This is a genomic window from Aquiluna sp. Uisw_065, assembly GCF_047731275.1.
Taxonomy (GTDB): Bacteria; Actinomycetota; Actinomycetes; order Actinomycetales; family Microbacteriaceae; genus Aquiluna.
On record NZ_CP159836.1, the window covers coordinates 1048631 to 1070713 of the forward strand.

General features: G+C 51.4%; 23 protein-coding genes and 1 tRNA gene. 11 read left to right on the forward strand and 13 right to left on the reverse strand.

The features are described from left to right. Nucleotides 1-24: 24 nt before the first annotated feature. Nucleotides 25-1113 (forward strand): fatty acid desaturase family protein, encoded by a 1089-nt coding sequence (locus ABXT50_RS05260; RefSeq protein WP_415273833.1) that lies wholly within the window; start codon nucleotides 25-27, stop codon nucleotides 1111-1113. Between the two features lie 12 nt (nucleotides 1114-1125). Here ABXT50_RS05260 and ABXT50_RS05265 read toward each other — a convergent pair. Further along, nucleotides 1126-1198, reverse strand: a tRNA-Thr gene (locus ABXT50_RS05265). A gap of 279 nt (nucleotides 1199-1477) precedes the next feature. Between ABXT50_RS05265 and ABXT50_RS05270 the strand changes: the two genes are divergently transcribed. Both ABXT50_RS05270 and ABXT50_RS05275 read left to right on the forward strand, forming a co-directional pair. Next, nucleotides 1478-1693: a hypothetical protein gene (locus ABXT50_RS05270; protein WP_415273834.1), complete on the forward strand. Its 216-nt coding sequence runs from the start codon at nucleotides 1478-1480 to the stop codon at nucleotides 1691-1693. A gap of 425 nt (nucleotides 1694-2118) precedes the next feature. Beyond that, a complete protein-coding gene (locus ABXT50_RS05275; protein WP_415273835.1) occupies nucleotides 2119-2721 on the forward strand; it encodes a hypothetical protein in 603 nt (200 codons plus the stop codon). A gap of 56 nt (nucleotides 2722-2777) precedes the next feature. Here ABXT50_RS05275 and ABXT50_RS05280 read toward each other — a convergent pair whose 3' ends face one another. Then, on the reverse strand, nucleotides 2778-3626 hold the full coding sequence (locus ABXT50_RS05280; RefSeq protein ID WP_415273836.1) for a DsbA family protein: 849 nt from the start codon (nucleotides 3624-3626) through the stop codon (nucleotides 2778-2780). 134 nt (nucleotides 3627-3760) lie between these two features. Here ABXT50_RS05280 and ABXT50_RS05285 point away from each other — a divergent pair, with 134 nt between their 5' ends. After that, the gene (locus tag ABXT50_RS05285) at nucleotides 3761-4834 is read left to right on the forward strand and encodes an ABC transporter ATP-binding protein (RefSeq protein ID WP_415273837.1); all 1074 of its coding nucleotides are present in this window, start codon (nucleotides 3761-3763) and stop codon (nucleotides 4832-4834) included. 6 nt (nucleotides 4835-4840) lie between these two features. Next, a complete protein-coding gene (locus tag ABXT50_RS05290; protein WP_415273838.1) occupies nucleotides 4841-6154 on the forward strand; it encodes a DUF4032 domain-containing protein in 1314 nt (437 codons plus the stop codon). Here ABXT50_RS05290 and rlmB read toward each other — a convergent pair. Genes rlmB through ABXT50_RS05310 form a run of 4 tightly spaced genes read right to left on the reverse strand, consistent with a single transcriptional unit; the run spans nucleotide 6151 to nucleotide 10125 of the window. Then, entirely contained in the window at nucleotides 6151-7119 is a 969-nt protein-coding gene (gene rlmB, locus ABXT50_RS05295) for a 23S rRNA (guanosine(2251)-2'-O)-methyltransferase RlmB (RefSeq protein WP_415273839.1), read from the reverse strand. The two genes, ABXT50_RS05290 and rlmB, sit on opposite strands and share 4 nt — an antisense overlap. Further along, nucleotides 7119-8516 carry a cysteine--tRNA ligase gene (cysS, locus tag ABXT50_RS05300; protein ID WP_415273840.1) on the reverse strand — a complete coding sequence of 466 codons (1398 nt, stop codon included), beginning with the start codon at nucleotides 8514-8516 and terminating at the stop codon, nucleotides 7119-7121. The genes rlmB and cysS overlap by 1 nt, the downstream gene beginning before the upstream one ends. Before the next feature lie 4 nt (nucleotides 8517-8520). After that, nucleotides 8521-9639: a 2-C-methyl-D-erythritol 4-phosphate cytidylyltransferase gene (ispD, locus tag ABXT50_RS05305; protein WP_415273841.1), complete on the reverse strand. Its 1119-nt coding sequence runs from the start codon at nucleotides 9637-9639 to the stop codon at nucleotides 8521-8523. Nucleotides 9640-9642: 3 nt separating this feature from the next. Then, nucleotides 9643-10125 carry a CarD family transcriptional regulator gene (locus ABXT50_RS05310; protein WP_415273842.1) on the reverse strand — a complete coding sequence of 161 codons (483 nt, stop codon included), beginning with the start codon at nucleotides 10123-10125 and terminating at the stop codon, nucleotides 9643-9645. A gap of 91 nt (nucleotides 10126-10216) precedes the next feature. On the opposite strand from ABXT50_RS05310, the gene ABXT50_RS05315 reads away from it, so the two are divergent. Then, nucleotides 10217-10690 (forward strand): hypothetical protein, encoded by a 474-nt coding sequence (locus ABXT50_RS05315; RefSeq protein ID WP_415273843.1) that lies wholly within the window; start codon nucleotides 10217-10219, stop codon nucleotides 10688-10690. Nucleotides 10691-10695: 5 nt separating this feature from the next. On the opposite strand, the gene ABXT50_RS05320 is transcribed toward ABXT50_RS05315, so the two are convergent. Beyond that, the gene (locus ABXT50_RS05320) at nucleotides 10696-11376 is read right to left on the reverse strand and encodes a response regulator (RefSeq protein ID WP_415273844.1); all 681 of its coding nucleotides are present in this window, start codon (nucleotides 11374-11376) and stop codon (nucleotides 10696-10698) included. Further along, nucleotides 11373-12434: a sensor histidine kinase gene (locus ABXT50_RS05325; RefSeq protein WP_415273845.1), complete on the reverse strand. Its 1062-nt coding sequence runs from the start codon at nucleotides 12432-12434 to the stop codon at nucleotides 11373-11375. The genes ABXT50_RS05320 and ABXT50_RS05325 overlap by 4 nt, the downstream gene beginning before the upstream one ends. Before the next feature lie 177 nt (nucleotides 12435-12611). Between ABXT50_RS05325 and phoU the strand changes: the two genes are divergently transcribed. Next, nucleotides 12612-13262 carry a phosphate signaling complex protein PhoU gene (gene phoU / locus ABXT50_RS05330; protein ID WP_415273846.1) on the forward strand — a complete coding sequence of 217 codons (651 nt, stop codon included), beginning with the start codon at nucleotides 12612-12614 and terminating at the stop codon, nucleotides 13260-13262. Here the strand turns inward: phoU and ABXT50_RS05335 are convergent. The 5 genes from ABXT50_RS05335 to ABXT50_RS05355 form a co-directional block, all read right to left on the reverse strand. Continuing rightward, a complete protein-coding gene (locus tag ABXT50_RS05335; protein WP_415273847.1) occupies nucleotides 13259-14005 on the reverse strand; it encodes a phosphoglyceromutase in 747 nt (248 codons plus the stop codon). The genes phoU and ABXT50_RS05335 overlap by 4 nt on opposite strands. 10 nt (nucleotides 14006-14015) lie before the next feature. Beyond that, entirely contained in the window at nucleotides 14016-15083 is a 1068-nt protein-coding gene (locus tag ABXT50_RS05340; RefSeq protein ID WP_415273848.1) for an FUSC family protein, read from the reverse strand. After that, nucleotides 15080-16048 carry a YgfZ/GcvT domain-containing protein gene (locus ABXT50_RS05345; protein WP_415273849.1) on the reverse strand — a complete coding sequence of 323 codons (969 nt, stop codon included), beginning with the start codon at nucleotides 16046-16048 and terminating at the stop codon, nucleotides 15080-15082. Before ABXT50_RS05345 ends, ABXT50_RS05340 begins: the two co-directional genes overlap by 4 nt. Further along, nucleotides 16041-16637, reverse strand: a complete 597-nt coding sequence (locus ABXT50_RS05350; RefSeq protein ID WP_415273850.1) for an FABP family protein — start codon at nucleotides 16635-16637, stop codon at nucleotides 16041-16043. Before ABXT50_RS05350 ends, ABXT50_RS05345 begins: the two co-directional genes overlap by 8 nt. A gap of 121 nt (nucleotides 16638-16758) precedes the next feature. Further along, nucleotides 16759-17013 (reverse strand): hypothetical protein, encoded by a 255-nt coding sequence (locus ABXT50_RS05355; protein WP_415273851.1) that lies wholly within the window; start codon nucleotides 17011-17013, stop codon nucleotides 16759-16761. A 65-nt stretch (nucleotides 17014-17078) separates the two neighbouring features. On the opposite strand from ABXT50_RS05355, the gene ABXT50_RS05360 reads away from it, so the two are divergent. The 4 genes from ABXT50_RS05360 (at nucleotide 17079) to pstS (ending at nucleotide 22049) form a co-directional block, all read left to right on the forward strand. Beyond that, a complete protein-coding gene (locus ABXT50_RS05360) occupies nucleotides 17079-17771 on the forward strand; it encodes a winged helix-turn-helix transcriptional regulator (protein ID WP_415273852.1) in 693 nt (230 codons plus the stop codon). 11 nt (nucleotides 17772-17782) lie between these two features. After that, nucleotides 17783-19894 carry an RNA degradosome polyphosphate kinase gene (locus ABXT50_RS05365; RefSeq protein ID WP_415273853.1) on the forward strand — a complete coding sequence of 704 codons (2112 nt, stop codon included), beginning with the start codon at nucleotides 17783-17785 and terminating at the stop codon, nucleotides 19892-19894. 35 nt (nucleotides 19895-19929) lie between these two features. After that, on the forward strand, nucleotides 19930-20847 hold the full coding sequence (locus ABXT50_RS05370) for an NUDIX hydrolase (protein ID WP_415273854.1): 918 nt from the start codon (nucleotides 19930-19932) through the stop codon (nucleotides 20845-20847). A gap of 92 nt (nucleotides 20848-20939) precedes the next feature. Further along, nucleotides 20940-22049: a phosphate ABC transporter substrate-binding protein PstS gene (gene pstS / locus ABXT50_RS05375; RefSeq protein WP_415273855.1), complete on the forward strand. Its 1110-nt coding sequence runs from the start codon at nucleotides 20940-20942 to the stop codon at nucleotides 22047-22049. Nucleotides 22050-22083 lie beyond the last annotated feature (34 nt).

Here is a 22083-nt window from a genome sequence, read left to right on the forward strand (position 1 = left end):
AACTAAGACACGTAGACTTGTGTAATGACTATTGCTTCCGAAACCAGAACACCAACTAACTTCAGCCTAATTCTTGAGCAAGTTAGAGAAGCGGGACTACTTACTAAGCGTCCAAGCTTCTACATAATTCGTCTTGCGGTTATCAGCTTGATTGCATCAGCCCTATGGGTCGGTGCTGGTTTTACCGGCTACGCATTGCAGCAGAGCCAGTGGTGGATAGTTGCCGGTTTCGTTCTAGCGGGCCTCCTTGGGATCATGAGTGCGCAGTATGGATTTATTGCTCACGAGGCATCTCACCGTCAAGTCTTCAAAAACAACAAAGCCAACGACTGGCTCGGTTTGGTACTCGCGAACCTGTTTGCTGGCCTGAGCTACGGCTTCTGGCTAAAAAAGCACAACAAGCACCACCAGCGACCAAACCAAATTGGTGAAGATCCAGACATTGCCATCCGAGTTCTAAGCTTCACCACAGAGTCCAAAGAGTCCAAAAAGGGACCGGAACGCTGGCTTTCAGACCGCCAGGGCTACCTCTTTCCATTCCTTCTACTTTTCACTGGCTTTGACTTGTTAGTTGACTCCTTTGCAGGGCTTGGCCGCAAGGACAGGTCCGTAGGTATAAAGATTCTGGAATTCAGCCTGATGATGGTCCGCCAGATAGCTCCATACTTCGTAATGGCATGGATGTTCGGCTGGCTTTGGGCCATCGCTCTGTGGTTTGCCATGATGATGACCTTTGGATTCTTCATGGGAGCAGCCTTTGCCCCAAACCACAAGGGAATGCCTCTTATTGAAAAAGACAGCAAGCTAGATTTCTTCTCCAGGCAAGTTCTGACTTCTAGAAACATTCGCGGAAGCTGGTTGAAGGACAATCTAATGGGTGGCTTGAACTACCAAGTTGAGCATCACCTGTTTCCATCAATGGCGAGACCATACCTTCGTAGGGCTCACCAGATGGTGTCTGAATTCTGCCGCAAGAATGACGTCACAATGGTGGAGATGAACTTGTTTGCAAGCTACCTGGTAATTATGAAGCACTTGAACAAGGTTGGCCTTAGCAACAACGTCAATCCATTCAACTGCCCAATGGTTGCCGAACTTCGCCCTAGAAACTAGCAAAAAATACAGAGCCGACCACGGGACTCGAACCCGTAACCCCCACTTTACAAGAGTGGTGCGCTACCAATTGCGCCAGGTCGGCTTGGGGTTTTAACCCCGACATAGCCTAATGGATAATCGCTTATTGGCATCTAGTTGCTGGCATTTCCCTTGGATTTAGGGGGATTCTCCCCCTGTCGCTCCCTCTTACATTGCCGTGAGCGGCCGCCGTGCAGGGCTTCTTGGTTTAGCCACCAGTGAATACATCAATCAGCCCCTTGGGGGAAATCCTGCCACCACCTGCTACCACTTTTTGGGGACAGCATTACTTGGACACCGGGGCGTTCTAGGGGTAGCCTGAAAAGTGCAGAGGAGGCCAAAGATGTTAGAAGATCTTGACCTACAAAGGGACATTGCAAGGGGCATAAACGAGGGCATGCGCTCGGCAGAACAAGAAGCATTGAAATTTCAGGAAACCCGCGATGGAAATCCAGAGTCACAAGAGCCGCTCCTGGTGGACAAAATCGAATCAGACGAAACTCGTTCAAAGCAGGAGCGAAATGCAATAAAGCGGCCCAGCACCAAGAAGGGTTCTTGAGAAAGCCAGCGCTCCACTAGCTCGTTCTGCATCGTATGCAGTGTCCCTATTTTTAGTTATTCCGTCCATTAGTCGGCGCTGGAGAAAATCCTGCTACCGCCTGCCTCGACTTTTTAAAGACGTCAAGAAGGTTCTGAGTGTCGATTTGAAAAAACCCAAAGACTTGGACTTGATCGAATTTCGCAAAGTGGACAGTGGAGTTCACCAATCTTTCCCCAATGTCTCAAGCCCGGATTCGATCGAAAATCCCTAGCCTGAGCTGTTTCTAAATTTTGGTCGTGCGAGCGTTTGCCAAGAATTTCAGCTAACTGTAGACATCTATATTTTTCGGTTTCTAAGGTCTGGACTGAACATTACTGCGCACCCAGACCTCCTTGGTAATGGTCGCCTATGCTTGGAGCTCGATCCAAAGAAATTAGGAACACATGACACTCTTGTTTAGAACAGCCGTCTTTGGCGCTAGCCTGCTGCTACTGACTGGCTGCGCAGCCAACACTTTAGAGTCTTCGGTTTCACCAAGTACAGCTGAGGCGATTGCGCCCACCTCGAACCCAGTCGATGAAACCCTCGAAACGGTTGACATAACAATTCCAGCAAGCTTGCTAGGTGACCTTACTGATGATGAGCTCTACCAGATGGTCGCGGACCAAGGCTATGTGGGTTATGCGCGCAACCCCGATGGTTCGGTGACCTACAGAATGTCTTTGGCTAAGCGAGACGAAACTCTGCAATCAGCAGCAATGAGCGTGGAAGGAGCCTTTGCGGCAATGGCCTCCTCCGAGCCTTCGATTCTTGCAATAACTCACAGTGACGACTTCAGATCAATCACCATTGAAGTCAACCAAGAGGCTTTTGAGGCAACTGATTCGGCATCGCTGATTGGTGTGGACGTGGCGCTTTCCGCAACCTTCTATCAAATGTATGACGGGGTTGCCGCTCAGGACTATCTTGCGAAAATCGATTACTTGGATGCTGACAGCCAGGTCGTCTACAGATCAGAGACTTTCCCCCCTAAAGTCGCTAATTAGAGTCAGCGACTTCAAGTTCTCAAAACGGCAGGGTCACCTGGAACTAACCCGATTGACTACTCAGCAGTTGCCAATTGGACGAACTGAGCGAATCGCTCAGCGGACACCAGTTCTTCTCCAGTTGCCCAGGTGTACTGCCTGTCGTTTACCAATATCGTTGGAGTACCGGTAACGCTGACTCCGTTCTGAGGAGACGACAGCACTGCCTGCGTGTGCTGTTCAATGTAATCCCCGAAGCTCTTGGCTTGGATGCAGCCCTTTACCTCTTCAGTGCCAGCACCAGCCTCTTTCGCGTATTCGAATAACTGATCATCGTCATGTCCTTGGGTACCCTCCTCAGGCTGATTGGCCATCAAGAGTTCGTGAAGGTCGTAGAAGGAATCCGGCTCAAAGTTAGCGACGCAAAAAGCAGTGTTCGCGGCTCTTGAAGAATAGGCGTTCAACGATGCGCGATCAAGAAAAGAAATAGGCCTGATCTCAACCGTTGCGGCACCCACGTCGGCCCAAGAGCGAATCTGAGAGGCGTTGGGCACATCAAAAGCCTGACAAATTGGGCACTGGTAATCAACATAAATCTCGATTTTAGGAGTCTCTTCAGCTGCATCAGGGGTTGGCGTGTTGCTCAGGGTAAATGCCTGCAGCCCAACACCGATTTTTAGCCCACCAAGATCAGTCAAGTTGTTTGGTGTTTCCCCAACAATGGGTGCGTCTGCGCGGTTGGCCGCGTCAACAAGAACTACAGCCGCGATACCCCCAATAATCCCAAGTGCCACAAGAACAACGGAGACCTGCAAGAGCAAACGATTGCGCTTTTCCTTCTTGGCGCTCAGCTTCCGAAGCTCGCGTGCTTTGTCTCTGGCTGCTTCGCGTTGCTCTGAACGCGTTGGCTTTTCGTTGGGGGTCATCTTCGTCCTTTGTTATCAACTTTATTGCAATGCCGGTCAAGTCTAATTCCAGTGGCATACTTATGTGGTTCGCTTAGGCAAACATCCATCACTACGGATCGTCCGGCACGTACCTGCCGGTGAAGGAGTAAATCATGGCAACAGTGTCATTTAAAAATGCAACCAGAATCTACCCGGGCGGAACTAAGCCAGCTGTAGACAAACTAAACCTCGAAGTTAGAGACGGCGAGCTATTAGTGCTCGTTGGACCTTCTGGTTGCGGTAAGTCAACATCATTGAGAATGCTGGCCGGTCTTGAAGAAGTGAACGAGGGTGGCATCTACATCGGAGACAGAGAAGTCACCGATGTGCCGCCGAAAGACAGAGACATTGCGATGGTCTTTCAGAACTATGCCCTCTACCCTCACATGACCGTCGCGGAGAACATGGGCTTTGCCTTGAAAATCGCCGGTATAAACAAGGACGAACGTGCGGAGCGAGTTCTAGAAGCCGCAAAGCTGTTGGACTTGGAGCCGTACCTAAACCGCAAGCCGAAGGCGCTCTCCGGTGGTCAACGCCAGAGGGTTGCGATGGGTCGAGCCATTGTTCGACAGCCACAGGTTTTTTTGATGGACGAGCCGCTTTCCAACCTGGACGCCAAACTTCGGGTCCAGACCAGAACTCAGATTGCTTCACTTCAGCGACGTCTTGGAGTCACCACGGTATATGTGACACACGATCAGGTGGAAGCCATGACCATGGGTGACCGAGTTGCAGTCTTGAAAGACGGCCTACTACAGCAGGTTGACACCCCTCGAATCCTTTACGATCGACCACAAAATGTCTTCGTGGCCGGCTTCATCGGCTCACCCGCAATGAACCTTGTTCAGCTTCCGATAATTGACGGCGGTGTTCAGTTCGGAGATGCAGTGCTACCAATTGCTCGCGAGATCCTGGCGAAGGCAACTGGCAACCGAGTGACCGTAGGTGTCAGGCCCGAAAAGCTGACCGTTGCGCCAAAGGGTCTAATAGTTGATGTTGACGTAATCGAAGAACTTGGAAGCGATGGCTACCTTTATGGTCGCGTTCAGCTGGACGGCACAGAGCAGAACATCGTTGTTCGAGTGCACCCAATCGACCACCCAATGGCGGGAGACAAGATTCATCTCCAGGCTGACCCAGAGGCAGTTCACGTCTTCGACACCGAGTCAGGCGAGCGCCTTAACTAGGCCTCAATGCCATCTTCTATAAGCATTACGGCCGCTGCGGCAGAACCAGAGTTACTGGATCTGCCGTGGCATTTGCCGTTGGAAGATTGGCCAAAAGAAAACATAGCGGCGCTACCAAAAGGCCTGTCCCGTCACACGGTCAGATTCGCCCACCTGAACGATCACGTCATAGCCATCAAGGAAACCCTTTTCGATCTAGCAAAACGTGAGTACGAGATGCTTCGCAAACTGGAGAAACTCGACATCCCTTGCGTTGAGGCCTTCGCAATAATCCAAGAGCGTGAAGATCTCGATGGTAGCCCGCTGCCGGCGGTATTGATAACGAGGCACCTAAAATTCTCACTCCCTTACCGCGCGATGTGGTCTCAAGGACTAAGAGAACAAACTGCCAACCGGTTGGTCGACGCTCTAGCGCTACTCCTGGTGCGACTTCACCTGGCTGGATTCTTCTGGGGTGACGTCTCACTGTCGAACACGTTATTCAGAAGAGATGCGGGGCAATTCGCCGCGTATTTGGTGGATGCGGAGACCGGACATCTCTATGATTCCAATCTCTCAAATGGTCAGCGTGAAAACGATCTAGAGATCGGACGGGTAAACATTGCCGGTGAGTTGATGGACCTAATTGCCTCCGGAAAAGCGACTGACTTAGACCCTGGGACCGTAAGCCAGCGAATCGTAGATAAATACCGCGAACTTTGGAAAGAACTCACCGAAACCGAAACCTTCGATGACAGCGAGCGATGGAAGATTGCTAGAAGAATTCAACGCCTCAACGACCTTGGGTTTGATATTCAAGAGCTGTCCATGGCCAAAGACCAAGATAAAAGAACAGTAAGAATTCAGCCGAAGGTCGTGGATGCAGGTCATCACGCTAGAAGGCTTTTGCTCGTCACCGGTCTAGACGTGGAGGAAAATCAAGCAAGGCGCCTGCTGAATGACATTGACCAGTACTCACTAGTCAATGCCCACCTCGGCTTCGATGAGGAAGTTTTGGCACACAAATGGCTTAGCGAGGTCTTCGAGCCGGTGGTTGGAGCAATACCAAATGAGCTGCTCGGCAAGCTTGAGCCCGCTGAGGTATTCCACGAGGTCCTGAGGCACCGACTGAAGCAGTCCGAAGTTCAAGGAAGCGACATTGCCCTTGTCGATGCCGTTCGAAGCTACATTTCAGATGTCCTGGCCGAACGCCGTGATGAGTCCTCGTTGTTATCGGGTAGCCCAATGACCGGCACAATAATGCTCGCGCAATCTATCCCAACCGGGCTGATAGTCGTGACTGACGATGATGAAACTGGGGACTGGCGAGATAAGGTTTAGGCCCTTAACGCTGCAATTTGATAGAGCGCTACGCTTGCAGCAATTCCAGCATTCAGTGACTCCGTAACTTCGGAAATTGGTATCGAAATAACCTGGTCACAGTTTTCCTGAACCAACCGCGACAACCCTTTGCCCTCGGATCCGACAACAACCAGAAGCGGCTTGTCGAAGAGCTGAAAATTAGGTAGCGATACGTCTCCGTCGCCATCAAGCCCGACCACAAAGACGCCTCGACGCTTGTATTCCTTAATTGTCTGATTGAGGTTTGCTGCCAAGGCAACCGGCATTCTGGCTGCGGCACCAGCGCTTGTCTTCCAAGCCGCCGCAGTCACGCCTACGCTTCTGCGCTGCGGCAAGATGATTCCATTACCGCCAAACGCGGCAACCGATCGGATTATCGCACCAAGGTTACGAGGGTCGGTTATCCCATCTAGTGCGACTAAGAGTGGCAAAGCCGATTGAGACAAGGCTCGGTCCAGGAGTTCATTCGGGTCTTTGTAACTGTATGGAGGAACCTGAAGTGCGATTCCTTGGTGGACGCTGTCGCCACCGGTCATCCGATCGATCTCGACTCGAGTGACTTCGTTGATAATGATCCCGCGCTTGTTGGCGATGGTCATTGACTCTCGCACTCTGTCATCAACCTCGATGCGCTGGGCAATGAACAGGGCGGTGGCCGGGACGCTAGCCTTCAGCGCTTCAACCACAGAGTTTCTACCGGATAGCACCTCGGTAGCATTTGCCTTCGATGCTTTGCCCGTCTTCGACGCCACAAACTGACCCTTTTTAGGGGTTTGACGAACTTCAGTCACGTCCTTTGGGGAACGATAAGTTTTGTGATATTTGCGATCTTCAGCCTTGGGCGTTGGGCCTTTGCCCTCTAGGGACTTTCGTCCGTGCCCACCAGTTCCCTTGAGCGGCCCTTTTTTGGACTTGCTAGCTCCAGGTCTTCCAATTTTTGCCATTATTTCAAACTCCAATGTGTTCCAGATGTCGAGTCAGATAGCTCGATACCAATTTCTATTAGCTGGTCGCGTATCTGATCAGCGCGTTGATAGTTCTTGTCTTCTCTAGCTTTATTTCTCTCGGCAATCAAAGTTTGGATCAATTGATCCAGCGCTCGATGCTCTTGATTGGTCCGGTTCGATGTGTCCAAGGAAAGACCTAGAACCTTGAGCATACCGACTACCTCGCTCCAGCGCTGGTGCGCTTGGCTTAATCGCTGGTCGTCTAGATCAGTGTTACCGGCAGTTGCGCTCTCGTGGAGAACAGCAAGTGCTCCAGGAATATTCAAATCATCGTTCATTTGCAAAGTGAATTCATCGGGCAGCTCAACGACTGCAAAATTACTAAACCTAGTTTCTTTCAGTTCCCTGGCTGCCCGAACAACGAAGCCGTGGAGCCTTGAAAGTGCAGCGGAAGCCTCGATAGTTGCCTCGGGATGGTAGTCAAGGACTGATCGGTAGTGAGCGCTGGCCAAATAGTAACGGGCAGCTTTGTCGCTCACCTTGTCAAATAGCTCCTCTGACAATATCGAATTCCCGAGTGACTTGGACATCTTTTGACCCTGAATACTCACCAGCCCGTTGTGAACCCAGTAGTTAGCGAATCCGTGGCCAGCTGCAGTAGATTGCGCGAGTTCATTTTCATGGTGAGGGAACCGAAGGTCTAAGCCGCCCCCGTGAATGTCGAAACTCTCCCCTAAATAGTGGGCAGCCATGGCTGAACACTCAATGTGCCAACCTGGGCGGCCGATACCAAAAGGAGAGGGCCAGTTAGCAGATTCTGGTTCGGTCGACTTGGCCGCTTTCCACAGGGCAAAATCCTGAGGATTTATTTTCGCCGGATTTGAGCGTTCACCCTCCATGTCATCGAGTTTCTGGTTAGTCAGTTCGCCGTACTTTGACCATTTCGCCGTGTCGAAATAAATTCCCCCTGAGCCATCGAGGCTCTGGTAGGCGTAACCGAGCTCAACAAGCTTTTCGATGAGAGTAATCATCTGTGAGATGTGACCAGTTGCTCTTGGCTCATGCGCTGGAAGTCCAATGGCGAGCCGACGATAATCAGTGGCGAACAATTGCTCGTTTTTGTAGGCCAACTCCCACCACGCAACTGACTGCTCACCGGCTTTTTCCAAAACCTTGTCATCGATGTCCGTGACGTTTCTGACTAGTTGAACTTCAAGTCCTAGGTGCGTAAACCACCTAGCCATTAGGTCGTAAACGAGTGCAGACCTTAGGTGCCCAATGTGAGGCGCAGACTGAACGGTGGGACCGCAAACATACATGGAAACCCGACCCGCAACTAGAGGTTTGAAATCCCTTAGTTCGCCGGCTTTTGTGTCGTAAAGCTTCATGTTCAAGAGCCTAGCCACGCATTCTCACGAGAGAGGTTGCCACAGCGGCTATTCCCCTTGAGTCCGCCAAGAAACCAAGTCCGTCAGTCGTGGTAGCTAATACAGAGACAGGAGCCCCAATTATTAGGCTCAGGTGTTGCTCAATTTCCAATCGCCTCGGACCGATTTTTGGCTCATCCGCAACCACCTGCACTGAAACGTTGGCCGGTTCGAAACCGGCATCGGACAGCAACCTAAGGGCTTCTCTCAAGAAAAGCTCGCCGCTAGCTCCTTGGTACTCGGGTCTATCAGTTCCAAAATTAGAGCCAATGTCTCCTAGGCTGGCGGCGGCAAGAAGCGCATCCACGATCGCGTGGGCCACTGCATCTCCATCGCTGTGCCCAGAAAGCAAACGATATTCGGGCCATTCCAGGCAGCCCAACATCAGCGTCCCCGATTCACTGAACTGGTGCGCATCAACTCCAATTCCAGAGCGAACATCTGCAAAGATTGCGCGGGCGCGCTCAAGGTCGGAAGGAGTAGTCACCTTGAAGCCGTGCTCGTGGCCATCGACTACCGCGGTAGGCACCCCTATGGACTCGAGAAGCCCCGCTTCATCCGTAAAGTCTGCAATTGCCCTACTTAGGCCATCTCTTAGGGTCGAAACTCTGAACCCTTGAGGGGTTTGCACAAGTCTGAGCTGGTTGCGATCAACGGTCTTATCGACCCAGTGATCATTCACCTGCTTTACGGTGTCCGAAAGCTTAATTGTTGGGACAACGCAATCCGCCCACTCGAGCGCCCCTTTTACGCGGTCAAACACCTCTTTTGGAGTGAAAGCCCGAGCAGCATCGTGCACCAGAACAAAATCGGATGTCACTTCTTTCATGCCGGCGGCCACGGACTTTTGTCTCGTACTGCCACCAGTCACGACTTTGAAATCCAGGAAGAATTTGGACGTTAGTCTTTCGAACTCAGCCGTCAGGCCCTCTGGCGCGACCACAATCAGCTGGTCCGGCTTGAATTCCGAAATGTGCATCAAGGAAAGCTCTAATAAGGTCTTCCCGGCTACCGACACCACAGCCTTTGGAACTGATGCCCCAAGCCTTGCGCCCTTGCCGGCAGAGACCAACACCACCGCTACGGTCATTTGTTAGCTTGCCAATACCTTGTCAAGCTCAGCAGACGCCTTTTCCTCATCGACCTTGCGTGCAAGGGCAAGCTCCGAAATAAGAATCTGTCTTGCCTTGGCCAACATTCGCTTCTCACCAGCACTCAAGCCTCGGTCCTGGTCACGACGCCATAGGTCGCGAACTACCTCGGAAACCTTTACAACATCGCCAGAAGCTAGCTTTTCTAAGTTCGCCTTATAGCGCCTAGACCAGTTAGTTGGTTCCTCGACAAACTCGGCTCTCAGCACATCAAAGACCTGCTTGACGCCCTTTTTATCAATTACGTCTCTTACGCCGACCATTTCTACGTTTGCCGCTGGAACCTGGATAATCAAATCACCTTGAGCCACTCGAAGCTTTAGATAGGTTTGGGATTCACCGCGAACGGTTTTTTTCGAAACTTCGATAATTTCTGCGGCACCGTGGTGGGGATAAACAACTGTTTCGCCAACTTCAAACTTCATACACTTCTCTCGGCTTCAAAGCCCTTATTTTACCACAGTTCCCGCCAATTACCTAGGCTAGACTTTAGGCGTTAGCTAATGCGGAGGTCCCTTGCAAATCAAGAAATTAACTGCCCTTTTGGCCACGGTTCTAACCGTCGTTGCACTTTCCGGTTGCTCGTTGAGCAGGAACGTATCCTCGCTAGACCCCTACTCTCCCAGCGATGGGGTTGTTAGTGACATTGGAAGCTTGAAGGCAAGAAACCTGCTGTTCATCAAATCCGAAGGACCTCAGGCAGTTCTTATTGGCTCTTTTGTTAACAGTTCCGATACCGCTATCAGCGCAAATATTCAGACTGTTGATCAAGACAACAATCGAACCGTCTACGAATTCGAAGTAGGGCCCAAAGCCAAGTACGACCTTGGCTACGGTGGCAATCTCGGAATTCTGTTGGAAATTGCCGAGGGACCAGGATCGATGCACACTATTTTTGTGAGCGACGGAAAGAGCCCGATACAACTAGCTGTTCCAGTGCTCGACGGCTCCCTTGAGGAGTACCGCCCATTTCTTGAGCTTCTGGACTAAAAAAACTACGCCTCGAACTTGTATCCCAGACCTCGGACGGTTGTCAGATGAACGGGCCTGGCCGGATCTTCTTCGATCTTTGATCTAATTCTCTTCACGTGAACATCCAGAGTTTTTGTGTCACCAAAGTAATTTGAGCCCCAAACTCGGTCAATAATTTGACCTCGGGTTAGCACACGGTTGACGTTTTCCATTAGCAGCTCAAGGAGCTCGAATTCCTTGAGCGGCATCTGAATTCGTTCACCGTTGACTGTAACCGTGTGGCGCTCGAGATCCATTTCAACCGGACCCGCCTTGATTAAGCCGGTGGAAATCGTGGCGGTTTCGGTTCCTCGTCTAAGAACAGCCTTCATTCTCGCGAGCAGTTCTCGGGATGAATAAGGTTTCGTAACGTAGTCATCGGCACCAATTTCGAGCCCTACAACCTTGTCTATTTCAGAATCCTTAGCGGTAATCATGATTATTGGGACCTGGCTCTCGGCCCGGATTGCCCTGCAGACCTCGTTGCCGTTTACCCCCGGGAGCATGAGATCCAAAAGCACCAAGTCGGCACCCAAGCTGAAGAAGATGTCAATGGCACTGCGTCCGTCCTCGGCCTCAATGACGTCGTACCCCTCTTTTTGCAAAAGATAAACAAGAGGTTCCCGAAGGTTTTGCTCGTCCTCAACAACTAAAACTCTGGTCAATTTGTCTCCCTGTCTTGAATGGGTAACCTAAGCGTGAAAGTGCTTCCGACGCCCTCTTTTGAAAATAATCTGACATCGCCCTTGTGGTTTGACGCCGCATGCTTAACGATCGAGAGCCCCAGGCCCGAGCCACCAGTATCTCTAGACCGCGACGGGTCGACGCGATAGAACCGTTCGAATATGCGCTCTTGATCGTCCTCTGAGATTCCAATACCGGAGTCGGTGACCGCGATTTCCGCCACTCCACCAACTTCCTTTAGCCCGATTCCAACTTGAGACCCTTTGTCTGAATACGCGATGGCGTTTTCGACCAAGTTTCGAACCGCAGTGGTGAGCATTTCGTAGTCTCCAACCATACGAGAGCCCTTCTTCGCATTGGTTACTAGCTTCACTCCACGCTGCTCGGCGAGCACCTGATTACGATCTACCGCATCGTTGATGACCAGAGCCAAATCAAGCTCGACAGCGGTGTCAGAAAGATTTGCGCCTTGCACTCTGGACAGCTGCATCAGCTCCTGAACCAGGCTGCCAAGCCGGGCCGCTTCCTTCTGAAGTGAGGCAGAGAATTTCTTGATGGTATCCGGGTCATCCTGAGCACCTGCAATCGCCTCGGTTAGAAGGCTTATTGCTCCAATTGGGGTTTTGAGCTCATGGGACACGTTCGCTACGAAATCTCTTCTGGTTACTTCCAATCGCTTTGCCTCGGTTCGGTCGTCGACTAACAACATGACATAGCGATCGCCGAACTTGGCAGCGCGTGCATGCACCCAAAGCTGTTCTCGCCGGAGACCAGCTTCGATCTGAAGTTCTTGTTCAGCGGCTCCCGACGTTGACCTGGCCTCTTCGACCAGACCAACCAGGGCCGAGTGAATCAAGTGTCTATTTTGAACCAGTCCAAATTGAATAGCCCCGGGCGATGCTCGCAAAACCATGTTCCGCTCATCCAACACCACTCCCGCGGTTGCGAGGACATCGACGACCTGAGCCGCCACAATCTCGAAAGCATCAACCTGACGAGCGTCGGCCTGGTCCACTTTTCTGTTGCCAAGAATGCCCAAGAGTTCTTCCTAATGTTGTGTTTACCAAGTAAACAACCGGCTTTGTCTTAAGACTAGGTGTAAATTTCTATTTATAAGCGCTAGTTTCCCCCCGATTAGTTCGAAGTTAATCTGAAATTTGAATAGCGGTGGGACACTCGGGCATCTTTCAAGAAATTATGAAGCAGTTAGGAAAAAATGCGTGCAGTATTCCAGCAGGAACTGATTGAAGTCCAGACCCGTCTGGTCGACCTGGCGAAAAATGCCCGCATAATCATGCAAAAGGCCTCAACGGCGTTTCTAACTAGCGATGTTTCGCTGGCCGATGAAGCTCTTGCGTTGACCGACGCCAACGAAGAACGCGCTTTGGACCTTGATGAGCTTGTGATAAAGATTTTGGCGACTCAATCGCCGGTTGCAAGAGATCTGCGAATTTTGGTGTCAGCACTTCGAATGAGCGCTTCCATAGAGCGCATGGGCTCACTTGCTTCACACATCGCCGCAATCGCCCGCTACCGTTACCCCGGCTCCGCGGTCCCCGATTCCCTTCGTGGCACCTTCGAAGAGATGGCACGGCTGAATCTGAAACTTGCCGACAAGGTAATTATCTTGCTAAGGGATACCGATGTTGACTTGGCTCGTGAGATTCAGGCCGAGGACGAGGCAGTGGATCTACTTCACAGAAAAGTCTTCGACGTCGTGCTGGGTCCAGATTGGTCCGAAAATGCCATGTTCACGGTTGACGTAACACTGGCGTCCCGTTACTTCGAGCGATTTGCCGACCACGTTGTGGACATTTCATCCAAGGTGAGCTTTCTGCAAACTGGAGACTGGCAAGAACATAGTTAGTGCTTTCCCTGTGATGCGACTGCATCAGCTCCAGCCTTAGCCGCTTCAGGATCTAGATAACGACCACCCGGTTCAACTGGCTGAAGGTCTGCATCAAGCTGGTAGTAAAGCGGAACTCCGGTTGGGATGTTCAGATCGGTAATTTCATCATCGCCAATGCCGTCTAAGTGCTTGGCCAGCGCCCGAAGAGAGTTGCCGTGTGCGGTGACCAAAACCGTCTTGTTTTCTCTAAGAGATTTAGCGATGTCGCTCTCCCAGTAGGGAAGCATTCTTACTAAGACATCTTTCAGGCACTCGGTGTCCGGTAAATCTTTTCCGAGGTCTTTATAACGCTCATCGTGAGCCTGGGAGTATTGAGAATTTTCGGCAATCGCCGGAGGCGGAGAATCAAAGCCCCTTCGCCATATCTGGAATTGCTCCGGGCCGTATTTTTCCAAAGTCTCGGCTTTATCTAACCCCTGCAGAGCCCCATAGTGCCTCTCGTTCAATCTCCAAGAGCGCAGAGTTTCGATCCAGTTTCGGTCCATTTGATCGAGGGCGATGTGAGCGGTATTTATCGCTCGCTTTAGGACCGAAGTGTAGAGAATATCTGGCTTTAGCCCAGAAGCCTCGATGAGCTCTCCGGCGCTTCTGGCTTCCTGTCTCCCCTGGTCAGTCAAATCAACATCCACCCATCCAGTGAAGAGGTTTTTCTGGTTCCATGTCGAATTGCCGTGTCGCAGCAAGATCAGGTCGTAGGTCATACGGAAGAGCTTAGTCAACCTTAGGCAGCAGCGACCTGGCCTGGTCTGCGGCTATGCCAGCTGCAACAGCAAGGTCCACGAAGAGTGGCCTAATTTCCAGAAGCAGAGCGCTTTCTGAGATCGTCAGGGGTGGATCAAAAACCGTTGGGCTCAAGCTGGGTGGAATTTTTCTCAGATACTTCTTGGCCTTTTGCGTTACTGAAAAATCATCGGAGGTTTGCTCAAGTAACTCGGTAGCAATGATTATCTTTCCCACTAAATCAGCAAGTTGAGGCCGTGGTTTTTCGTCCTTGATTAAAAAATGAACTCGCCTGGTCAGGACCCTAAGGTTTCTGGTGGCCAAATCCATGCCCGCGGCGACCTGCCATTGCTGACTGATCTCCCTTGTGGTCCAACGATAAAACGGAGAAATCTTGCTGATCGCAAGCGCGCTTTCCAGCGAGCTTTGCCAGTTGTCGACCAAGGGCTGAGTTTTGCGAATGTCGGTGAGAGCCTGATCGGCTAAATCAGCGTTTGGAGATCTCAGCACTGTCGCAACGGTTGAAAGCGTGTTTCTAAACACCAGAAACAAAGCCTTTGAGTCTTGTCTGGCCAACTTGATTGGATTGCGTGGCATTAGTGATACAAAGATCAGGGCAATGGCTCCGCCAATCAAACCATCAATCGCCCGAGAGTAGATACCGGTAACTGGAGTCTGCATCAACTGGACCAAAACGGCCTGAATCGCAACGGTTATTGTAAAAGCCGGGTTAGACGTGAAGAGTCTCGCGATCATTAGAGCAAGCAGTATTGCAACCGCTAACTGCACAGCCCCGCTGCCGAAGGTTTGAAGGAGGGTTTCGCTTAGAACAACTCCCGAGAACATAGCTATGGCCGTGAGCAAAACCTGCTTGGGCTTGGTGTCACGACTGAAACCCAGTGAAGAGATGGCCACCGTGACCGCCAATAATGGCACTTGGTGGCCGAGAACATAGCGTGCGAAGAGATAGGAAGACAGCGCAGCAAGGACTATTTGCCCGATTGTCCAAAATGAATCTCTAACCCTGGCGAAGGAGAACCTAATTACAAATCGGTTCATTTCCGGCCGGTGAGCTTGAAGGCCGCGGGCCTTGGAAGATCCGCCGCCTTTCCAGCGTCGTGAGGCACTAGGACTTCTTGCATGGCAGAGACACGGAAGCTACCAGATTCGATGAACAGGTCAAGGTAAGGAGTATTTCGATTCACTAGCGCCAGGGCTAACGACCCGGTTTCGTAGTGGAGAGCACCCGCGACGACTTTGCCGACTTCTTTTTCTTGGTAAAAAACTTTGTCATCTTTGCTTGCCAAAACATCGCCCTGCTCAAGGTTCAAGATAATCAACCTTCTTGGAGGACGACCTAGATTATGGACCTTTGCAACGGCCTCTTGGCCTCGGTAGCAACCTTTGCTTAGGTGAACAGCCGAAGAGAGCCAGTCAAACTCGTGAGGTAAAGAGCGATCGTCAACGTCTTTTATCTCCGGTCGACCGACGCTGATGCGGAGAGCCTCATAGGCCAATAGCCCGGATGGCACAAGGTCAGTCGGGGCGTCTTCCAGCAAGTACTCGCGGTAGGGAAATTCGGCCCGGTTTGCGGCATAACGTACCGAACCGACTGGCTCACCGTCAAACTTGTCGATCCAGCACAAGCCCTCCCGGATAAAGAACCCGCCGATTACCTTCAGGTCCGCACGCTCAGTTATCTCAACCTTTGATCGGAAAACCATTTTTCGAAGCCAAGCAATCAAAGGCTCCAGGTGGTCTGCGGCGGTGATGATTGAGACGCCAGCTTCAGTGGCAATTATTTTTAGCTGGTGCTCGATTCTTCCCTGCGGCGTTAGCAGGAGTGCCTCGGCGCTTTGCCCATCTTTTAGATTCATGATGTTCTGCGATAACAGCGAGTGCAGCCAGCTCTTCGCATCCGGCCCATTTACTTCAAAAACCCGCTGATCAGTTCGCTCAACGAATGCGTCATGCGACAAAAGCTTGCGCTGCTCAAGAAGAGGGTTGCCGTAGTGGTCAGTCAACCTGCTTCTCCAATCTCGCCGATGCGTGGGACCGTAAAGGGCTGCCGATGGCCGCCATGTCCCATGCCCAAAGTAGAGCACCATCTACCAGTCCGAACATGCGTTGGCCCGCCGTGTATTCCTTAGAATTAGGCGACCTTAGAACTGCGTCAGTTGCGATGTCGACTCTTGCACCCTTTATCTGGCCGAAGTAGAGCTCGGAAACAGAGTCCGAATTGGTGATGATTGCTTCGATTTCAAAGCCATCGTTGACGTTTCTGAGTAACTCCAAATCGTCACGAGTTTCAATTATGGGCTTCCCGGTTCCGGGCAAAAGACCGGGTCCGGGTTGGTCCGCGGTGCTTATTTGCGCAAGCATCCAGTAACCCTGCTCTTGGATAATTAGGCCGCCCTTGGAGTCCGACACAATTGAGCGGTATTCAAGTTTCCCAGTGGTCAAAGGGGTGAATTCGACCCTTTGGAAAAATTCGATTTCAGTTGTAGCGGTTCCCTCAACTGGATAGCTGACCACTCCAGAGCCGCTCCAGGTTCCAATCAGGAAGGTAAAAGGAGTAAGCGCTATTGGTAAGTCGTCGGGGAGAACGAACAAATTAGCTCTGGCCCTTGAACAACTTGAAGACCACCAACGCCGATACACCGGCGATAGCGATTGTGGCCAATACTAATAGGCCCGTGAAAAATATTTCGATTGCCAACAACATGTTCAGAGTCTATCTGACCAATGCAATCAGCGTCAGAAGACCGAGGATTGAGACGGTTCCGGTTGAGACATAAATTTGCTGCCTAACGGTGTCTTTGGCTTTTCTTGAGAACAAGTGCTCGAGACTAACAAGGGCAATGGCGGATCCGGCTATTGCAGCAAATGCCGTGTAGAGCCGATCATCCGAATAACCAAACAGGGCGACAATCCCTGCGATCAGGACACCCGCCCAAATCGCTGCAATCTGCAACCACTGCCTACTCACGACTCAAACTCTACCCAAAACAGCTTAAATTCGGGCTATCATTTGGCTAAACGAAGGGTGTTGACATGGCTATTGTCCTGTGCATTTCGCCCGCGGGAACCAGCCCCCTAGGCGCCCTTGACGCTCTCGGACATCAGTTGATTCAAGTCACATTTGACCCGCAAAGCCTCTCGGAATCGCCCAGACACGACTTGGTTTTGCTGGATTGCAGACACGACCTTATGGGCGCAAAATCTGTTGCGAGAATTTTGAGCGCCGCCGGCTGGACCAAGCCCCTGATGCTGGTTGCGAACGAGAGCGTACTTGCGGCAGTAAACGCCGAATGGGGACTGCATGACTTTGTTTTGGAAGGTGCAAGCCTCGCGGAAGTCGATGCGAGATTGCGAATTTTGCTCGATGCAAAGCAGGCAACAGCACCGGCTCTAAACCAAGAAACGGGACTGGTGATCAACCTTGATAGCTATGTCGCAAAGATGGCTGGCCAGACGCTAGACCTAACATTCAAAGAATTCGAATTGCTTCGTCACTTGAACGAAAATCCAGGACGGGTATTCACCCGAGAGCAGCTCCTCAGCGAAGTTTGGGGTTATGACTACTTCGGGGGCACCAGGACCGTGGATGTCCACATAAGGCGCCTTCGTTCCAAGCTCGGGGAGCACGAGTCCTTGATTGGCACCGTTAGAAATGTCGGCTACCGATTGGACCCTGAGCGACAAGAAGCCGATATAAGTTCACCTGCTGCTAACCCGCAGCTGTAAGGATTAGGCCCATGTCAGAAGAAACACAAATAATTTTTCAGCCAGATTCGCAACCGGATCTTCCTCAGGGTCGCTTTCTAGATCGCGAATTGAGCTGGCTGGAGTTCAATCAGCGTGTCTTGGAGCTCGCCGAAGATAAATCACTGCCGCTTTTGGAACGTGTCCACTTCCTAAGCATTTTTGCCTCCAACCTCGATGAGTTCTTCATGGTCAGGGTTGCTTCACTCAAAAGAAGAATCGCGACCGGTATCGCAGTTCAATCAGCTTCAGGCCTGAGCCCTCAGGAGGTTTTGCAGCGTATTTCTGACAGAACCAGGGACCTGCAGTCGCGCCATGCGGAATTGTTTGCAACCGAAATTTCTCAAGAGCTCAGAGTCAACGGCATCGATGTTGTGCAGTGGTCGACTCTGTCCGAACCACAGCATGACGCGCTTCACGAATATTTCACCAATCAAGTGTTCCCGGTTTTGACTCCGCTCGCTGTTGACCCAGCTCATCCTTTTCCATACATATCTGGCCTTTCTCTAAACCTCGCGGTCTCGCTTCGGAACCCAAAGACAGACTCAGAACACTTCGCCCGAGTAAAAGTTCCATCGCTGTTGCCACGCTTCGTGCCGGTCCCGGGTTCGGAATCCAGTTACGTGCCGCTGGAAGAGATAATGGGCCAATTTCTAGGCGAGCTTTTCCCCGGAATGGAAGTCACTCAGCACCACATTTTCCGAGTCACTAGAAACGAAGACCTTGAGGTAGATGAGGACGAAGGCGAGAATCTCTTGGTTCAGCTAGAAAAAGAACTGCTTCGTAGAAGATTTGGTCCACCGGTTCGCCTCGAGGTTGCAGAAAACATCGACTCTCAAATACTCAGCCTGCTGCAGCGAGAACTCGATATTTCCAACACCGATGTTTATCACCTGCCAGAGCCCTTGGACCTTACGGGGCTTATAGCAATCGCCTTTCTAAAGCGGCCAGAACTACATTTTGAGCCGCACTCGATTACCACCAGCCCCCACTTAGAGGCCGACGAGGACGAAGCTGCGGATATTTTCGCGGCTCTTCGCAAGCGAGAAGTTTTAGTTCACCACCCCTACGAGAGCTTTGCTACAAGCACTCAGGCGTTTTTGGAGCAAGCCGCTGAGGACCCCCAAGTGTTGGCAATAAAACAAACTCTTTACCGCACCTCTGGAGACTCTCCGGTAGTAGATGCCCTGATAGATGCCGCGGAGGCGGGTAAGCAGGTTTTGGCGCTGGTGGAAATCAAAGCTCGATTTGATGAAAAAAACAACATCGCCTGGGCAAGAAAACTAGAAGCAGCAGGAGTACACGTTGTCTACGGGATTGTTGGACTCAAGACTCACTGCAAGCTCTCACTCGTGATACGACAAGAGGGCGACAAACTCCGGCGCTATTGCCACATAGGAACCGGAAACTACAACCCCAAAACCGCTCGGTATTACGAGGACTTAGGGCTTCTAACAGCCAGAGAATCAGTTGGCGCGGACTTGACTCAGCTCTTCAATCAGCTTTCAGGATTCTCGACTGAGCCCGGTTACACATCGATCTTGACCTCTCCAGTTGGAGTCAGAGAGGGGCTTGTCGAAAGAATCCAGCGCGAAATCACCAATAAGGAAGATGGCAAGCCAGCCAAAATTCGAATGAAATTGAACTCTCTGGTAGACGAGCAAATTATCGACCAGCTCTACTTCGCATCAATGGCTGGAGTCTCCATCGAAATCTTGGTGCGAGGTATGTGTGCCCTAAAACCTGGCATTCAGGGCCTAAGCGAAAACATAAAGGTCGTATCCGTGCTCGGTCGCTACCTCGAGCACAGCCGAGTGTTCTTCTTCGAAAACGCAGGTGACCCCGATGTCTTTATTGGCAGTGCTGACATGATGCATCGCAACCTCGATCGGCGAGTTGAGTCATTGGTGAAAATAACTCAAGCTGATCAGATAAAAGAGCTCAACGATCTTTTGGAACTTGCCGTCGGAGGCACGGTCGCAATCTGGGAGCTGGAGTCCAGTGGTATTTGGAGACGGGATTCAAAGAATCAAGATGGTGAAGCGCTAATTGATATGCAAGATGAAGTAATGGCACGGACACTCTTGAAAAAAGGGGCCAGGTAATGACCATCTATGCGGCCGGTGCAGTATGTTGGAGAATGTCAAAGGGCGAGATAGAACTTGCCATGGTCTTCCGAACCAGGCACAGGGATTGGACCTTCCCCAAGGGCAAGGTTGACCCTGGAGAGCTACTCCCGGAAACTGCCGTGAGAGAAGTTGAGGAAGAAGCTGGCTTCAGAATCAGGCTTGGTCGAAAGCTTGCGGTCATCGATTATGAGCTGGCCTCAGGCGAAACCAAAGAGGTTCACTATTGGGTTTCCAAAGTCAAAGACAGCGCAATTGCCAAATCAAAGTTCGCACCCAACGATGAAATCGAAAAAGTCGAGTGGGTCACAGCGAAAAGAGCCATGGAGCAACTCACCTACGACCACGACCGGGAGCTACTGGCAAGAACCCTCGAATTTTACGATCAGGGTGAGCTTGAAACCAGAGGGCTGATAATTCTCCGCCACACTTCGGCGACGCCGAGAGCTTCATGGGCGGGCGAGGAGGCCAAGAGACCGTTGCTCCCAGAAGGACGACAGCAGGCGAAACGGCTGGTGAACCTGCTAGATGCTTACGGCCCGAAACGATTGGTCACAAGCCCTTGGACTAGATGTCAGCAGACCGTTGCTCCCTATTCCAAGAAGTCAAAGCGAACCTTGATTCAACGTTCTCAACTCACTGAGCTTGCAAATGAACGCGGCCCTAGAAAAACCAAGAACGTCATCGATGACACCTTTGGTCAGACGAAAAACGCCCTCATCTGCACTCACCGCCCAGCACTTCCAACAATCATCGAGACTTTTTCAAAATATGCCACCACAGATGTTGCCCCGACGCTTGCCGCCGAGAAAACCTTGTCACCGGGAGAGTTTTTCGTGTTGCGGGTAACCACGGGCAGTAGTCCTAAGGTCATCGCCTATGAGCGCATCTATCTGGAATCCGCGGTATCAGAGGCAAAACTTAGCGCTTAATTCATCAGCTGTTTACTTGGTTTACAAGCCAAGTTTGTATTCCCTTTCTAACTTGGCTCTCGCCTAACAAAACCCACAAGGAAAGGTAATACATGTATAACATTCTCAAGCTTGGTGCCCTGGCTGCTGTCAGCACCCTGGTGCTAGCGGGCTGTGCAGCTAACGAAGAGGTCGTAGAGACCGCAACAAGCGCTGCCTCCGAATCAACAGAAACAGTTGTTGAGCTAACTGGAACCCTGAACGGTTCTGGCGCATCTTCAATGGCCGCTGGTCAAGAAGCATGGATTGCCGGTTTCCAGATTGCAAACCCTGGTGTGACCGTGAACTATGACCCAACCGGTTCTGGTACCGGTCGTGCTCAGTTCATGGATGGTGCAACCTCCTTCACCGGTTCTGACTCGTACTGGAAAGACGAAGAACTACTTGAGGCTTTCCCTAGTTGTGAGGCCGGAACAATGCCGTGGGAGTTCCCAATCTGGATTTCTCCGATCGCAGTTATTTTCAACCTTGATGGCATCTCAAGTCTGAACATGGATGGCGCAACTGTTGCCGGCATCTTTGCTGGCCAGATCACAATGTGGAACGATGCAGCAATCGCCGCTGCAAACCCAGGTGTAGCCCTTCCTGACCTACAGATCACTGCGGTTCACCGCTCTGACGAGTCTGGTACCTCGAAGAACTTCACTGACTACCTAGCCAAGGTTGCGGAGAACGTCTGGACAGTAGGCGCAATTGAAGCGTGGCCAGCTGAGTACAAGGGCGAAAGCGCACCGGGTACCTCGGGAGTTGTTTCCGCTGTTACTGGTGCTAACGGAACAATCGGTTATGCAGACGCATCGCGCGCCGGAGACCTAGGAACCGTCGCCGTGAAGGTAGGAACTGACTACGTTTCATACTCAGCCGAAGCTGCTGCTGCAGTGGTTGACGCATCACCACTAGTTGAGGGACGCGAGTCATACGACTTGGCAACCAAGATTGACCGCAACACCACAGCATCAGGTGCTTACCCAATCGTTTTGGTTAGCTACCTAATGGGTTGCAACGACTACGCGGATGACGCACAGGCAGAACTTGTTCGCGCCTGGGCTTCGTACCTAGTTTCAGAAGAAGGACAGAACGCAGCTGCAGAGTCAGCTGGAAATGCACCAATCTCTGCTGGTCTTCGTGCAAAGGCACAGGCCATCATCGACGCAATCAAGTAACTGAACAGTAGGTTAATAAAACCCGGCCTAGGTT

Excerpts from the sequence above, each read along its gene's own strand:
- ABXT50_RS05260 (WP_415273833.1), top strand. The coding sequence starts at position 25 with ATGACTATTGCTTCCGAAACCAGAACACCAACTAACTTCAGCCTAATT.
- ABXT50_RS05270 (WP_415273834.1), top strand. The coding sequence starts at position 1,478 with ATGTTAGAAGATCTTGACCTACAAAGGGACATTGCAAGGGGCATAAAC.
- ABXT50_RS05275 (WP_415273835.1), top strand. The coding sequence starts at position 2,119 with ATGACACTCTTGTTTAGAACAGCCGTCTTTGGCGCTAGCCTGCTGCTA.
- ABXT50_RS05280 (WP_415273836.1), bottom strand. The coding sequence starts at position 3,626 with ATGACCCCCAACGAAAAGCCAACGCGTTCAGAGCAACGCGAAGCAGCC.
- ABXT50_RS05285 (WP_415273837.1), top strand. The coding sequence starts at position 3,761 with ATGGCAACAGTGTCATTTAAAAATGCAACCAGAATCTACCCGGGCGGA.
- ABXT50_RS05290 (WP_415273838.1), top strand. The coding sequence starts at position 4,841 with ATGCCATCTTCTATAAGCATTACGGCCGCTGCGGCAGAACCAGAGTTA.
- rlmB (WP_415273839.1), bottom strand. The coding sequence starts at position 7,119 with ATGGCAAAAATTGGAAGACCTGGAGCTAGCAAGTCCAAAAAAGGGCCG.
- ispD (WP_415273841.1), bottom strand. The coding sequence starts at position 9,639 with ATGACCGTAGCGGTGGTGTTGGTCTCTGCCGGCAAGGGCGCAAGGCTT.
- ABXT50_RS05310 (WP_415273842.1), bottom strand. The coding sequence starts at position 10,125 with ATGAAGTTTGAAGTTGGCGAAACAGTTGTTTATCCCCACCACGGTGCC.
- phoU (WP_415273846.1), top strand. The coding sequence starts at position 12,612 with ATGCGTGCAGTATTCCAGCAGGAACTGATTGAAGTCCAGACCCGTCTG.
- ABXT50_RS05335 (WP_415273847.1), bottom strand. The coding sequence starts at position 14,005 with ATGACCTACGACCTGATCTTGCTGCGACACGGCAATTCGACATGGAAC.
- ABXT50_RS05340 (WP_415273848.1), bottom strand. The coding sequence starts at position 15,083 with ATGAACCGATTTGTAATTAGGTTCTCCTTCGCCAGGGTTAGAGATTCA.
- ABXT50_RS05360 (WP_415273852.1), top strand. The coding sequence starts at position 17,079 with ATGGCTATTGTCCTGTGCATTTCGCCCGCGGGAACCAGCCCCCTAGGC.
- ABXT50_RS05365 (WP_415273853.1), top strand. The coding sequence starts at position 17,783 with ATGTCAGAAGAAACACAAATAATTTTTCAGCCAGATTCGCAACCGGAT.
- ABXT50_RS05370 (WP_415273854.1), top strand. The coding sequence starts at position 19,930 with ATGTCAAAGGGCGAGATAGAACTTGCCATGGTCTTCCGAACCAGGCAC.
- pstS (WP_415273855.1), top strand. The coding sequence starts at position 20,940 with ATGTATAACATTCTCAAGCTTGGTGCCCTGGCTGCTGTCAGCACCCTG.